Origin of the sequence: Pantoea sp. AS142, assembly GCF_037152305.1 — a bacterium.
In the GTDB taxonomy this organism is placed as follows: Bacteria; Pseudomonadota; Gammaproteobacteria; order Enterobacterales; family Enterobacteriaceae; genus Pantoea.
In genome coordinates this window covers 20,631-34,058 of the sequence record NZ_JBBCMO010000006.1, presented here as the reverse complement: position 1 = coordinate 34,058, position 13,428 = coordinate 20,631, and the positions used below count along the sequence as shown (strand labels likewise).

The window sequence follows — 13,428 nt, the reverse complement described above, 5'->3', positions numbered from 1 at the left end:
TCGGCTCCTTAATCGTCCGGAATAATCGGTGACGTTCAGCTTCGCTGCCCGCAGATGCGGAATCTGCGGGCGTAAAAGCTGGAACAGTATTTCCCTCATTAGGGTGACGACAGGCGCCGGTCAGCCCAGCAGCGTAACCAGCGCGAAACCAGCAAACGCCATCAGCAGCGAGCCGATCACATGCACCAGCGCGCTGACCATCGCCCAGAGGTACTTCCCTGATTGTAGCAACACCATTAATTCCGCCGTGAAAGAGGAGAACGTGGTCAGGCCGCCACACAGTCCGGTGACGATCAGCAGTTTCCAGATCGGGTCGATGTCGGGATGGCGGACAAACCAGGCCATCGCACCGCCGATTACCAGACCGCCGATCAGATTCACCAGCAGCGTGCCTGGCGGCAGATTGGGAAAGAGCGCATTAAAGCGCATCGCGAAGAGCCAGCGCAGTACACAGCCGGCAGAGCCGCCGATCATCACAGCCAGTAACGGTTTAAACATCTCTTGCTCCTGATTACAGAGTAATGCCGGGCTGAGGGGGGAAAGGCAGAGATAAACTGCGCCTGACGCCCTGGATCCCGCGAAAGGATTGAGTGTCAGGCGTCATCAGCCGGTGTTAAACCCACCGGCGGTTGGGAAAGGTGGCACGCCATCACCTTGAGCCAGTGATAATACGATGCCCGTTTCAGGCTGGCAATAGTGCGCATGTGGCGGCTGAACAGCTTGACGCCCCTGCGGCTGGCGGGGTAATGCTGATGGTTTACAGTCTGTTGCGGAGATCCTATGCGTACTCTGATTTTTGATACTGATATTGGCGTGGATGACGCCTTTGCGCTGGCTTATGCGGCACGGACGCAGCATCTGCTGGGGATTACCACGGTTTTTGGCAACGTGGCGGTGGGTCAGGCGGTAAAAAATGCCCGGCTGTTTTGTGAGAAAATGGCGATAAGCGCTGAGGTCTATAGCGGCTGTTCACGGCCGCTGGCGCTGGCACCGTCTGCGCCTGCCAGGCTGCACGGTGAAGATGGACTGGGCGATGCGTTTGATAATGCCTGCAGCGATCAGGCACCGGGCGCGGTGCAGTTTATTATCGACAGCGTGCGGGCGCAGCCGCATCAAATCACCCTGGTGGCAATGGGTCCGCTGACCAATATCGCCAGTGCCATTAATCAGGCGCCGGATATTATTCCGCTGCTGAAAGAACTGGTGATCATGGGCGGTGCATTTGGCACCGATGGCCACAGTGGTAACGTGACGCCATTCAGCGAATTTAATATCTGGAAAGATCCGCACGCCGCTGATCAGGTTCTCGCCTCGGCGCTGAACGTGGTAGTGATCCCGCTGGATGTGACACACAAGGTACTGATCAGCGGCGATGAAGTTCAGCGTCTGAATCAGCCGGTGCTGAGCGCCATCTGTCGCCCATACCTGGCTTACAGCCTGGCGAAAGAGGGATTCGACGGTATGGCGCTGCACGACACCCTGGCGGTAGCGTGGCTCACCTTGCCACAGGCGTTTACCCTGATCAAAAGCCCCTTGCGGGTGATCACTGAAGGGATCGCCTGCGGTCAGACGGTGCGCAGGCTGAGCGCGCTGGCATCACGCCAGGATCCCTTTTCCGGTCTGTCCACACAGCGCATTGCGCTTGGCGTGGATGCTGACGCGGTGCGGGCGCACTTCTTCCAGGCCCTCACCGCGCCCTGAACCACGCTATCTGGCCGCGTCGGTCGGCAGCATCCCGAACTTCGCCCGCGTTATCTTCGCCTCGTTTGCGCCAGTCATGACCGGCTGGGCGCTCGACACCACCCAATCCTTCAGCCTGCCGCTGATGAAGTGTGCCTGCGTGACGCTGGCTGGCGCACTCGGCTACCCGCAGTTGGTGCGCCAGCCGATCACCGACGACGAATAATCAACGCTGACGGGTATGGCGGCTACGTCAGCGCCGTCAGAGTGACACCGTGTTTCGCACCGTAACGCTGAATACCCGCCATGACCTTCTCCGCGCTCAGCGCGGGTGGGGGCGGCAACAACGGCGTACGCTCACGCAGCGCCGAGTCGAAGCGGGCAAAAGTGGCGAAATCGCGCGGGAACCGTTCTTCATCCACCCCCATGAATACACCCTCATCACGGGCATGGGAGAGCAGCGCCCGCCAGCGATCAATCTCTGCCAGCCCGATACTGTCGGTGCCGTGAGAAAAGAGCATCATGTCGATGTTACGGAACGGCGGCTGTTTTTCGAGGAAGCGTTGCAGTGCCGCAGCCGAAGATTCGCTACTGAAGCTCAGCCAGAACGGAATCGCCTGCTGCTGCTGGGTGCACCACGGATCCATCAGCAGGAAACTGTCCACCGTCAGCCGGGTCGGTAAAATGCCCGCGGCCAGATACCAGTCACGGTAGATTTCCGCCACCACATAACTCATCGCTTCCGGGTCTTCGTAGCGAATGTCCATCAGCTTCCAGTTCTGCGCCGCGGCCAGCTTTTTCAGCGGCGGGATCAGATAGCCATCCAGTCCCCACTCCGCTTCCGGCACCCGGTCGGTAATCGCCGGCGGTGTCCAGCGCTCACGATCGACACCATAGCGTGCCAGATATTCCGCCACGCGCGGGCCGCCCTGCATGAACTCTTTTTCGCTGGCCCCGCCTGGTGCGCCAAACTGAAAGAACGAACGCTCGCTGGTGCGCGTCACCGGCCACTGTTGGGTGCAGTGATTGATAAACAGCGTGGAACCCGCAGGCAGACTCCCCATCAGAAATTCGTTGAAGGCCAGAGGCAGTTCGCGCAGTTTCAGTCGGAAATAGCGCATCTGGTCGAGCATCAGGCGATCCTGATTCGGGTCGTGCATATGGTGAACCGCCAGCCGTGGCCAGGCCGCCAGCAGTGCGGCGGCAATCTCTTTTCCCTGCTCAAAACTCGTCTGGGCATCATCAGGATCGTTGCTGGCGGCACGCACCGGACAGAGGAAGGTTTGTGGTAGCCAGGGCACGCTCATCGCCGACGCCAGATGCACCAGCGCACCGTTCGACGAGCCGATAAAGGCCGCCGGATAATCCTGCTGTGGGTACTCACTGACCATCCATTCTGCGATGCCTTCCACATCCAGTTCACCCGCCTGGCGTAAACTGATGCCCTCTGCCATGCCCCCCAGCGCGTAGCCCCATTCTCTCAGCCCGGTGGGCAGCCGGTTCAGCGAAGGCAGCAGGCGGTCCAGTGTCGGTGATTGGCTCGGACTGGCGAAGGGGCGATCGTGTAGCGCATTCGCCAGCGCCAGCAGCATGGCGGCGGCAGAGTCAAAACGGGCGATGCCCTTGGGCGGTTTACTCATGCTGATTCTCCTGCTGAATACGCGCCAGGAAGGGGCGGATAGCGTTGCAGAAACTCCACGGATAGACGTAGTGCAGCGTATGGGTACCGTCGCGCAGCGTCAGGCGTTCACTGCGCGGCATCAGCGCGGCGAGCTCATCCAGCCAGCGCGCCGGACAGATAGGATCACGCGAGCCACGCAGCAGCAGCGTGGGCGCGTTGATGTAAGTGAGGCGATGCTCAATGTGGTCGCGCATCATGACACGCAGCGTACCAAACGCGCGCCACAGCCCCGCTTTGGCATAGTCGATACGGGCCAGCGATCCCGACGAGCGATGCGCCTCCAGTCCGTGATTACGCCAGCTGCGCCACAGCTGACGTGTCAGGCTGCGCGCATGGCGGTCGACCGTTGGCCCCTGTAACACCAGACCCGCCACCGCCTGCGGATATTTCACTGCCAGTGCGGCCAGAATCTGGCAGCCAAAAGCGTTGCCCACCCAGATGGCACGCTGAAAACCGTTGTGTTGTAGCCAGAGCCAGAGTGCATCCGCCTGCTGATCCACCGTCATCACTGGTGCAGAGGATGGCAGCGTGCTGGCACCAAAACCGGGCAGATCCGGCACCAGCACGTGATAGTCGCGTCCCAGCGCCAGCGCCAGCGGCTCCATCGCCCGACCCGACATCACCAACCCGTGAACCAGTACCACCGGCAAACCCTGATCTTCATTGGGCGTGACGCGGGTAAACATGCGCCAGTCGCCCACCTGCTGGAAGTAACCCGCCAGCCCGGCGTGATGACTGCGCGGCGACACTGGCGGTGTCTGCTTCAGCGCCTGCCAGCGTTTCATACCCCAAAGCGTGGCCGCCACACCTAATCCCACGCCTGCCACAATCGCTGCTTGTTTTCGTCGATGCTTCTGGATCATCCGCTGCTCCTGATTTGGGGAGAATAATTGAGTGTAGGACGGGATCGGGCGGGTGGCGGGTTAATGGTGTGTTGGGGATTATTATCAGAAGAGGTCATTTCTGAGCACATGCCAAAATTAGCTGGATAATGCCCGATGCTGTTTCGCAGACAAGTTCATGCCCGTAGGGTGCGCTACCTAATGAATGACGAACAGCGTACTGCCTCATAACCTTGGTTACGACTGTCACCCGCTTTACGGCCAGAGATCAGTCCTGAAAACCCGCTGACAGAAAGCCTGCACTTTGCGGGATTTGTAGTGCCATTTTTGGGTAAACTTATTTAAGCTGCATAGGTAATTTTTAAAGATAAAGATCGATGAAAGTGAACGAAAAAGCACTGTAAAACGCGCGGATACTCTAGAGAAGGTTTCATCGTAAAAAGCTATGCACAACAGGAAGTTCAGAAGGAGAAAGGCAGCAACGAGGATGCCCTGAAAGTATGAAAGCGCGGATTTGAATTGACTGAACCGGAAGCAGAAGCAAAAAGTGATAATCACAGGTCGATCCCTGACCGCGATTATCGAGGGTTTCTTGCGGGGTGCTTAGTACATAGCACCTGGCGGGACGTGTTTGAACGTCTCCACGTAAGCGCGGAACACATATTTAAGCATGCGTTTCATAGAATACCTGATTCAAATTTTGTTGAACATATACCGAAAAAGTATAGCTGCTGTGCGTTTTAACAGCAAATAAATTTGAACCCGATCACAAAATTGCCGCTTTTATGTGCAAAGGCCCTAAGCGATGTAGCCGAGATGCTCTAACAGGATGGTGGAGCCTATGGCAATCAGAACGACGCCGCCCAGCACTTCCGCCCACTTACCCAGAACCGGGCCGATGAAACGCCCGACCATTACACCGGTCGTCGCCATAACAGTAGTCGCTGCTCCAATCGTCAGCGCAGTCGTGATGATGTTTACCTGCAGGAAAGCCAGACCCACACCGACCGCCATCGCATCCAGACTGGTTGCCACCGCGGTGGTCGCCAGAACCATAAAGCCGTGACTTTGCGGGGCTTCGCAGGGTTCGGCGACGGCAGTCTGACGCAAACCTTCCAGCATCATACGGCCGCCCAGAAATGCCAATAGCCCAAAGGCCACCCAGTGATCCCAGGCCATGATGTAACGGCTGGCGACCAGGCCAAGCGCCCAGCCAATCAGCGGGGTCAGCGCTTCAATAGAGCCAAAGATCAGACCGGTACGCAGCGCTTCTTTAAAACCGGGACGATGCAGCGTGGCACCTTTGCCCAGCGCAGCAGCAAACGCGTCCATCGACATACCCAGTGCTAGAATTAAAGTGGCAATAAAGGTCATGATTTATTCACCTGGGGCGAAAAAGCGGCAATTCACGCTGAATTCACCACACAAAGTGTTCAGTTATGAAAAAGTGGGCGCAGTCTATCACGCAAACCACAAGATAAAAAGACAGTAAAATCAGGGATTTAAGTATAGCAAAGGCTATAACTCTTATCATTCGCTATGAATGGCGCTAAGTCGATGGTGGCAAAGCATTTTCTGTGTGCTGACCTGGCCGGTTCGGGCTGGGATAGCGCTTTGACGCATGCCACCATTGAACCCTGTCGCCGATTACCGGAAAATGCCGGGCTGATAAATATGGGAAACCGGTTATGAATAACCCTTTTGAGACGTTGATCGTGCCGGGTGGCATTTTGCTGCTGGGCTTTCTGTCGGCGCTGCTGCTGCCCGCGCCCGCTTTTAGCGTGACGGTAGCGCAGCATCTGTTGCAGATGTTTCATTTGCAGGATCTGAATCAGCTCTACACCGTGGTGTTTTGCGTCTGGTTTTTAGTGCTGGGCGCACTGGAGTTTTTTGTTATCCGCTTTGTCTGGCGTCGCTGGTTCAGGAGCTGACCGCCTGCGCATCGACCAGCGCTTTTAGCCGTTCGGCGCTACGCGCATAACCCTCACGCGGCAGATGTGCCGCACCCAGTATCAGGCCCGCACCGCACTGATCGGCCTGCTGATACCAGATCGACAGCGGCGACGGTGCCATGCCCCACTCTGCTGCCTGCTGCGCAATCACCTCATCCGGCGTACCGGCGGGTAAGCGGACAATCACCGCCAGCCCGGCGCGTTGCAGGTCGGGAAAGTAAGAATGAAGCGCCGCGATCATCTGTTCCAGTCGCTCCTGATAGACGCGCTTCATGCGCCGCAGATGCCGCATAAAGTGACCTTCACGCAGAAACTCCGCTACCGCATTGTGCAGCAATCCCGAAGAGGCTGGTGCAAGCAAAGCGCACACTTCGCCGAACCGGGTCGTCAGCGCTGGCGGAACCACGATAAAACCGAGCCGCAGTTGCGGCGTCAGCGTCTTGCTGAAGGTGCCGATGTGCAATACCCGCCCTTCGCTGTCGAGCGCGGCCAGTGCCGGTGCCGCGCGATTACCAGGCTGAAGCTCGCCAAGATAGTCATCTTCGATAATCCAGCGCTGCTCGCGGCTGGCCCAGTTCAGTAATGCATGGCGGCGCGCCAGGCTCATCGTCATGCCAAGCGGCGCCTGCTGTCCCGGCGTGACCAGCGCGAAAGCGGCATCCGGCGCGCGGGCCATCCCGGCCTGCACCTGTAACCCTTCATCATCCACCGGCACGGCAACGGGCGTAATGCGCAGCGCGTCAACCGCGCGACGCGCCACCCAGAACCCTGGATCTTCCAGCCAGGCCGTTTTGCCCTGAAAATCCATCGCCAGGCCAATCAGGCCCATCGCACCCGCATAGCCGCTGGTAATAATGATCTGGTCCGCCTGACAGCGCAGGCCGCGTGCCACGGCCAGATAGGCCACCAGCGCCTGGCGCAGCGCTAAGCTGCCGCGTGGATCGGGATAACAGGCCGGTCTGCTGACCTGCATGCGCGCCTGACGCTGCAGAATGCGCAGCCAGACTTTAACCGGGAACGCATCACTGGCCGGAATGCCCATCTGAAAGGTCAGCGGAGGCGCTTCAGCCTCTTCTGTGCCCGCCAGCAGCTGGCGTTCCGCACTGGCAATGGCCGGTTTTAACGGCGGTAGTGCGCTGACGAAGGTGCCCGCCGCGCCTCTGGCCTGCAGAAACTGACCATCGACCAGCATGTCATAGCTGGCGCGAACGGTGCCGCGCGCTACGCCGAGCTGTGCCGCCAGATCGCGACAGGAGGGCAGACGCGCACCGGGCGGCAAGCGCCCTTCCCCAATCGCCTGCTCAATCAGCTGGCGTAGCTGTTCACTGAGGCCACGTAACGTGCCGCGCTGGAGCGTCAACGTCGAAAGCGGCGATGGACCAGTCAGACTCTCATTTTTTGGCACTTTATCTGCTCCATTGAAAGGCCGAAAATCGCCTCATCAATCCCAGGAGACAACAAGATGAGCGAACGTATCGATTTTCACAGTGCGGCACCGGCAGGCATGAAAGCGCTGGGCGGCGTATACAGTTATCTGGCGCAAACCGATCTGCCGCTCACTTTACTGGAACTGCTGTTCCTGCGCATATCACAGATTAACGGCTGCGCTTACTGCATTGATTTACATACTAAAGCGCTGAATAAATCGGGTATGGGCTGGGATAAGATTGTATTGACCCAGGTCTGGCACGAATCCGGCACGCTGTTCAGTGATAAAGAGAAGGCGGCCCTGCACTGGGCTGAATGCCTGACGCTGATTGCTCAGCAGGGCGCGCCGGATGCCTGCTATAACACATTAAAAGCGCAGTTTAGCGAAAAAGAGATTGTTGATCTGAACATCGCAATTGGCCTGATGAACACCTATAACCGCATGGCGATAAGTCTGAAAAAGTTGCCCGCCAGTGCGAATCAGTCATAAGTGAATCCGATGCGTGCGCCGGTGTGCGCGCATTTTCAGACTCACAAAAATGTAACATTATTTTTACACAAGCGGCCAATCAGCTTTTCTGGCCCTGATTTCGCTTATTCCTTACTGCATAATAAATCGCTAAAATTCAATGAATTAAATAATTCCGCACTCTTCTCACCCATTCCGCCGCTGCACCAGCATAGGGCTTTTCCGCAACATGATATTTTAGTTAACTCACTGAGTTGAAAATAAAAAATCGCTAATACGCCACTGCCCGTGATGATTAATTCTTATGCTGAATCATTTCTGCATTTAAAAAATAAACAAATGTTTAATTCAGATGCGAGAATGTTATATTCGAATGACAAAGCATAACGTGCAGTTAACGCGTTATCACCGCTTTAACCCTATACCTGAGACTTAACCTTTGAGAAATAGCGCAACGCGCTCGTAAGAAGCGTGACTATTTCGCCTGCGAAACTGTTGGGCTTCAGGTCAACAGAAGAGGAGATGTCGCCTCATGTGCAATTCAGCTGTAAACCTTGCGCTCGCGATGAGTGCCATGGCAAAGGACACCACTAATGCTACCGCGCAGGAGCGCAAAGACGTTGACGTGCTGCTGATTGGCGCAGGTGTGATGAGCGCTACCCTCGGTGCATGGCTGCAGGATTTAGAACCGGACTGGTCGATCGAAATGGTGGAGCGGCTGGATAGCGTGGCCGAAGAGTCGTCCAACGGCTGGAATAACGCGGGCACCGGTCATGCGGCGCTGGCGGAGCTGAACTATACGCCTCAGCAGGCGGATGGCAGCATTGACATCTCTAAAGCGGTAACGATCAACGAATCGTTCCAGATTTCCCGCCAGTTCTGGGCTTATCAGGTTCAGAAAGGCAATCTGCGCAACCCCGAAAGCTTTATTCACAGTACGCCACACATGAGCTTTGTCTGGGGTGACGACAATGTTGACTTCCTGCGCAAACGCTTCAAAGCGATGCAGAAAAGCACCCTGTTCCGTGGCATGGCCTACTCCGAAGATCCACAGCAGATCGCCCGCTGGATCCCGCTGGTGATGAATGGCCGTGACCGCCGCCAGAAAGTGGCGGCCACATGGACGGAGATGGGAACCGATGTGAACTTCGGTGAAATCACCCGTCAGCTGATCGCCTCGTTAGAGAAGAAAGCGAATTTCCAGCTGCGTCTGCGTCAGGAAGTGCGTGAGCTAAAGCAGCTTGCCGATGGTCGCTGGCAGGTGACGCTGCAGTGTCTGAACAGCGGCACGCGTCGCACGCTGACGGCGGGCAGGATATTTATCGGTGCAGGCGGCGCGGCGTTACCACTGCTGCAGAAGGCCGGCATCCCGGAAGCCAACGGTTACGCTGGTTTCCCGGTGGGTGGTTCCTTCCTGGTGACAGAAAATCCGCAAGTGGTCGCACAGCACATGGCCAAGGTCTATGGCAAAGCCAGCGTTGGCGCGCCGCCGATGTCAGTGCCGCACGTCGACACGCGCGTGCTGGATGGCAAGCAGGTGCTGCTGTTTGGCCCGTTCGCCACCTTCTCGACCAGGTTCCTGAAGCAAGGGTCGCTGATGGATATGTTCACCTCGCTGAACAGCAGTAATATGCTGCCGATGGTCAAAGTGGGGCTGAAAAGTTTTGATCTGGTGAAATACCTGATGGATCAGGTGCTTCAAAGCGACAGCGACCGGATGGACGCACTCCGCGCCTATGTGCCGCAGGCCAGGCAGGAGGACTGGCGCTTAGTCACTGCCGGTCAGCGTGTACAGATCATCAAGAAAGATGAGAAAGAGGGCGCGGTGTTGCGTCTGGGCACCGAAGTGGTCGCCTCACAGGATGGCTCGATTTCAGCACTGCTGGGTGCCTCACCTGGCGCGTCCACTGCGGCACCGATTATGCTGGAGCTGCTGCACAAGGTCTGCCCTGAGCAGATGGCTTCGCCGGAATGGCAGAACAAAATCCGTGCGGTGATCCCTTCATGGGGGCGCAAGCTGAACGGTGACGTAGCGCTGACAGAGAAAGTATTAGCCGAAACCAGCCGTATTTTGCAGCTCGACTATGCGCCAGTCACACCGATGGCGGCAAACGATGAAGGACGGGAAACCGCGTTCGTCGTCGGCAAGTAATTCAGCGCCATTGATAAAGAGGCTCCGCACGGCGGGGCCTTTTTTATTGGCCCGTGACCTGGTTGTGCCGCGTATTCTCTATTAGGGTTAAGGCATCTTTTAGCTGAACGCTCAAGAGGAAACGGCATGGCTTACTCCCCTGCGTCACCGGAATTCACGCTGCTCGACCGCTACTGGCGGGCAGCGAATTACCTCTCCGTCGGACAAATTTACCTGATGGGTAACCCGCTGTTGCGTGAGCCACTCAGGCCGGAACACATCAAACCCCGCCTGCTGGGCCACTGGGGCACCACGCCAGGCCTGAATTTTATCTATGCCCACCTCAACCGTGTTATCCGAAAGCAAAACCTGAATATGATCTACATCTGTGGGCCAGGGCATGGCGGCCCCGGTATGGTGGCGAATACCTGGCTGGAGGGCAGCTACAGCGAAATCTATCCGCACATCTCTCAGAATGCAGCGGGCATGCAGCATCTGTTTAAGCAGTTCTCCTTTCCGGGTGGCATTCCCAGCCACGCGGCACCGGAAACGCCCGGCTCGATTAATGAAGGGGGGGAGTTGGGCTACTCGCTCTCTCATGCATTTGGTGCGGCCTTCGATCACCCCGAGTTGGTTGTGCCCTGCGTGATAGGCGACGGCGAAGCGGAGACCGGGCCGCTGGCGTCCAGCTGGCATGGCATTAAATTCCTCAATCCTGAACGTGACGGTGCGGTGCTGCCGATTCTGCATCTTAACGGCTACAAGATTGCCAACCCGACGCTGCTGGGTCGCAGCAGCGATGACGATCTCCACCAGCTGTTCAGCGGCTACGGCTATGAGCCGCTGTTTGTCAGCGGGCATGAGCCGGAAAAAATGCATCCGCTGATGGCGGAGGCGCTGGATAGTGCCTTCACTAAAATCGCCACTTATCAGCGAGAAGCCCGTACCGGCTCCGCCAGCACCGACGTGCCGCGCTGGCCGATGATTATTCTGCGCAGTCCCAAAGGCTGGACCGGCCCCAAAACGGTCGACGGCAAGAAAGTGGAGGATTTCTGGCGGGCGCATCAGGTGCCGGTCGCGGCCTGTCGTGAAGATGACGGTCATCGTCAGATCCTTGAGACGTGGATGCGCAGCTACCAGCCCGATGACCTGTTTGATGAACAGGGTCGCTTAAAACCGGAACTGCAGGCGCTGGCACCGGAAGGCGATAAACGCATGGGTGCATCGCCTTATGCCAATGGCGGCCTGCTGCGCCGTGAGCTGGATACGCCTGAACTCGCGGAGTTTGCCTGCGATGTCAGCGAGCCAGGTACGCAGATGGCGCAGGCCACGGAGCATCTGGGCCGCTATCTCAGCGTACTGTTCCAGCGCAACCGCGATAATTTCCGTCTGTTCGGCCCGGATGAAACGGCCTCAAACCGCCTGACGCCGGTCTTCGACGTGACCAGCCGCACCTGGCTGGAAAGAACAGAGCCTTACGACGAGCAGCTGGCACGGGATGGCCGGGTGATGGAAATTCTCAGCGAGCATCAGTGTCAGGGCTGGCTTGAAGGCTATCTGCTGACCGGCCGCCACGGACTGTTCAACTGCTATGAAGCCTTTATCCACATCGTCGATTCGATGTTTAACCAGCATGCTAAGTGGCTGAAAGTGTCGCGTAAACTGGGGTGGCGTAAGCCGATATCGTCGCTGAACTATCTGCTCTCTTCACATGTCTGGCGACAGGATCACAATGGCTACAGCCATCAGGACCCGGGCTTTATCGACCACGTTGCCAATAAAAAAGCGGACATCGTGCGCATTTATCTGCCGCCCGATGCCAATACGCTGTTGTGGGTTGGTGATCACTGCCTGCGCACCTGGGATCGGATCAATGTGATTGTGGCGGGCAAGCAGCCTGCGCCGCAGTGGCTGGATATAGCCAGCGCCGTGGCCCATTGTGAAGCGGGCATGGGCGAGTGGCACTGGGCGGGCACCACGCCGGAGAATACGCAGCCGGATGTGGTGATGGCCTGTGCCGGGGATGTACCGACCATGGAGACGATGGCGGCGGTGGATCTGCTGCGCGACAGGCTGCCCGAACTGCGCATCCGCGTGGTGAACGTGGTCGATTTGCTGGCGCTGCAACCGCAGGATCAGCATCCGCATGGAAAATCCGATGCGGAGTTTGATGCGCTGTTTACCCAGGATAAACCGGTGATTTTTGCCTTCCACGGCTATCCGGCACTGGTGCATCGCCTGACCTATTCACGCACCAATCACCGCAACTTCCATGTGCGCGGCTTTAACGAAGAGGGAACCACCACCACGCCATTTGATATGACAGTACTGAACGAGCTTGACCGCTATCATCTGGCGCAGGAGGCGATTCTTCGCGTGCCGGGGCTGGCCGATGCGCACCCCAGGTTGCTGGAGGACTTACAGCAGCGTCTGGCTGAACATCATCGCTATGTCCGTGAACATGGCGAAGATGTGCCGGAAGTGCAGAACTGGAAATGGCCGTCGGCCACCGCGCCAGGTGCGCCCGATTAAGCGACCAGCAACGCATCGGTCAGCATCCAGACGGTGGTCGCCACCAACGACAGCGCCATCAGGCTGTTGAACAGCTGGCGCTTCCAGGCAACCTGCAGATGGCTGCGCAGGCGATCGCCCAGCGCAGCCCAGATCAGGATGCAGGGCAGGTTGAGCAGCATAAAGCCGACCATGACCGTCAGGACGCCGCTGCTGCCGCTGTAGAGCAGCGCAACGTTGGTTGCCATCAGCCAGGCTTTAGGATTGATCGCCTGGAAGCAGGCGCCGCCCACCAGCGTCATCGGCTGTGGTCGGGTACGGGCTTCGGGCGCGGTGGCACGAAAAATTTTCCAGGACAGCCACAATAAATACGTACAGCCTGCCAGCGTCAGCGGCAGGCGTATCGCCGCCATCCAGTGCAGCAGCACTTCCAGCGCCATGCCGGCAATCACCGTCTGTACCGCACAGCCAACTAAAATGCCGAACACCATCGGCAACGTCCGCCGTATGCCAAAATTAACCCCGGAGGTCGCCAGCAACAGATTGTTCGGGCCAGGCGTAATCGACATCACGGTGACATAACTGAAGAAAGAGGGATCGAGCATCGTGGCTCTCCTGAGAGTGAACAGAGTTCTATGCTACGGCGGAGAAAGAGATGGTAACAGTCACACAAAATCACTATTGTTATGGTTACAATTTTTGTTAGCAGCAATTGTATCCATCTAATCCGGAGG

At 57.6% G+C, this 13,428-nt stretch carries 13 protein-coding genes and 1 riboswitch; of the genes, 6 read left to right on the top strand and 7 right to left on the bottom strand.

The window, feature by feature from the left end; genetic code table 11:
* Positions 1–120: 120 nt before the first annotated feature.
* A complete protein-coding gene (gene crcB / locus WFO64_RS12500; protein ID WP_337012128.1) occupies positions 121–498 on the bottom strand; it encodes a fluoride efflux transporter CrcB in 378 nt (125 codons plus the stop codon).
* 89 nt (positions 499–587) lie between these two features.
* Positions 588–663: riboswitch (Fluoride riboswitch) on the bottom strand.
* 117 nt (positions 664–780) lie between these two features.
* Here crcB and WFO64_RS12495 point away from each other — a divergent pair.
* Complete coding sequence (locus WFO64_RS12495) at positions 781–1,701, top strand: nucleoside hydrolase (protein ID WP_337012126.1); 921 nt, start codon at positions 781–783, stop codon at positions 1,699–1,701.
* A complete protein-coding gene (locus WFO64_RS12490; RefSeq protein WP_442956150.1) occupies positions 1,652–1,906 on the top strand; it encodes a hypothetical protein in 255 nt (84 codons plus the stop codon). The genes WFO64_RS12495 and WFO64_RS12490 overlap by 50 nt, the downstream gene beginning before the upstream one ends.
* Positions 1,907–1,928: 22 nt before the next feature.
* Here the strand turns inward: WFO64_RS12490 and WFO64_RS12485 are convergent, their stop codons facing one another.
* From WFO64_RS12485 to mntP, 4 genes are all read right to left on the bottom strand, one after another.
* The gene (locus WFO64_RS12485) at positions 1,929–3,320 is read right to left on the bottom strand and encodes a hypothetical protein (protein ID WP_337012124.1); all 1,392 of its coding nucleotides are present in this window, start codon (positions 3,318–3,320) and stop codon (positions 1,929–1,931) included.
* Positions 3,313–4,224: an alpha/beta fold hydrolase gene (locus WFO64_RS12480; RefSeq protein ID WP_337012122.1), complete on the bottom strand. Its 912-nt coding sequence runs from the start codon at positions 4,222–4,224 to the stop codon at positions 3,313–3,315. The genes WFO64_RS12485 and WFO64_RS12480 overlap by 8 nt, the downstream gene beginning before the upstream one ends.
* Positions 4,225–4,806: 582 nt before the next feature.
* Positions 4,807–4,875 (bottom strand): stress response protein AzuC, encoded by a 69-nt coding sequence (gene azuC / locus WFO64_RS22585; protein WP_442956152.1) that lies wholly within the window; start codon positions 4,873–4,875, stop codon positions 4,807–4,809.
* A gap of 126 nt (positions 4,876–5,001) precedes the next feature.
* The gene (gene mntP / locus WFO64_RS12475; RefSeq protein ID WP_337012120.1) at positions 5,002–5,577 is read right to left on the bottom strand and encodes a manganese efflux pump MntP; all 576 of its coding nucleotides are present in this window, start codon (positions 5,575–5,577) and stop codon (positions 5,002–5,004) included.
* A 314-nt stretch (positions 5,578–5,891) separates the two neighbouring features.
* Between mntP and WFO64_RS12470 the strand changes: the two genes are divergently transcribed.
* On the top strand, positions 5,892–6,134 hold the full coding sequence (locus WFO64_RS12470) for a DUF1158 domain-containing protein (RefSeq protein WP_013359425.1): 243 nt from the start codon (positions 5,892–5,894) through the stop codon (positions 6,132–6,134).
* Here the strand turns inward: WFO64_RS12470 and pdxR are convergent.
* Positions 6,124–7,560, bottom strand: coding sequence for a MocR-like pyridoxine biosynthesis transcription factor PdxR (gene pdxR, locus WFO64_RS12465; RefSeq protein ID WP_337012118.1), 1,437 nt, complete (start codon positions 7,558–7,560; stop codon positions 6,124–6,126). The two genes, WFO64_RS12470 and pdxR, sit on opposite strands and share 11 nt — an antisense overlap.
* A gap of 57 nt (positions 7,561–7,617) precedes the next feature.
* Here pdxR and WFO64_RS12460 point away from each other — a divergent pair, with 57 nt between their 5' ends.
* The 3 genes from WFO64_RS12460 to WFO64_RS12450 all read left to right on the top strand — a co-directional run bounded on the left by WFO64_RS12460 (position 7,618) and on the right by WFO64_RS12450 (position 12,715).
* Entirely contained in the window at positions 7,618–8,073 is a 456-nt protein-coding gene (locus WFO64_RS12460) for a carboxymuconolactone decarboxylase family protein (RefSeq protein ID WP_337012116.1), read from the top strand.
* 511 nt (positions 8,074–8,584) lie between these two features.
* Positions 8,585–10,204 carry a malate dehydrogenase (quinone) gene (gene mqo / locus WFO64_RS12455; RefSeq protein WP_337012114.1) on the top strand — a complete coding sequence of 540 codons (1,620 nt, stop codon included), beginning with the start codon at positions 8,585–8,587 and terminating at the stop codon, positions 10,202–10,204.
* A 126-nt stretch (positions 10,205–10,330) separates the two neighbouring features.
* Complete coding sequence (locus WFO64_RS12450) at positions 10,331–12,715, top strand: phosphoketolase family protein (RefSeq protein WP_337012112.1); 2,385 nt, start codon at positions 10,331–10,333, stop codon at positions 12,713–12,715.
* Here the strand turns inward: WFO64_RS12450 and WFO64_RS12445 are convergent.
* Complete coding sequence (locus WFO64_RS12445) at positions 12,712–13,299, bottom strand: LysE family translocator (RefSeq protein ID WP_337012110.1); 588 nt, start codon at positions 13,297–13,299, stop codon at positions 12,712–12,714. The genes WFO64_RS12450 and WFO64_RS12445 overlap by 4 nt on opposite strands.
* Between the last annotated feature and the right edge of the window lie 129 nt (positions 13,300–13,428).

Coding starts and splice junctions, on each gene's coding strand:
- WFO64_RS12495 (WP_337012126.1), top strand. CDS start 781: ATGCGTACTCTGATTTTTGATACTGATATTGGCGTGGATGACGCCTTT.
- mqo (WP_337012114.1), top strand. CDS start 8,585: ATGTGCAATTCAGCTGTAAACCTTGCGCTCGCGATGAGTGCCATGGCA.
- WFO64_RS12470 (WP_013359425.1), top strand. CDS start 5,892: ATGAATAACCCTTTTGAGACGTTGATCGTGCCGGGTGGCATTTTGCTG.
- WFO64_RS12490 (WP_442956150.1), top strand. CDS start 1,652: ATGCTGACGCGGTGCGGGCGCACTTCTTCCAGGCCCTCACCGCGCCCT.
- WFO64_RS12450 (WP_337012112.1), top strand. CDS start 10,331: ATGGCTTACTCCCCTGCGTCACCGGAATTCACGCTGCTCGACCGCTAC.
- WFO64_RS12460 (WP_337012116.1), top strand. CDS start 7,618: ATGAGCGAACGTATCGATTTTCACAGTGCGGCACCGGCAGGCATGAAA.
- WFO64_RS12445 (WP_337012110.1), bottom strand. CDS start 13,299: ATGCTCGATCCCTCTTTCTTCAGTTATGTCACCGTGATGTCGATTACG.
- crcB (WP_337012128.1), bottom strand. CDS start 498: ATGTTTAAACCGTTACTGGCTGTGATGATCGGCGGCTCTGCCGGCTGT.
- mntP (WP_337012120.1), bottom strand. CDS start 5,577: ATGACCTTTATTGCCACTTTAATTCTAGCACTGGGTATGTCGATGGAC.
- WFO64_RS12485 (WP_337012124.1), bottom strand. CDS start 3,320: ATGAGTAAACCGCCCAAGGGCATCGCCCGTTTTGACTCTGCCGCCGCC.
- WFO64_RS12480 (WP_337012122.1), bottom strand. CDS start 4,224: ATGATCCAGAAGCATCGACGAAAACAAGCAGCGATTGTGGCAGGCGTG.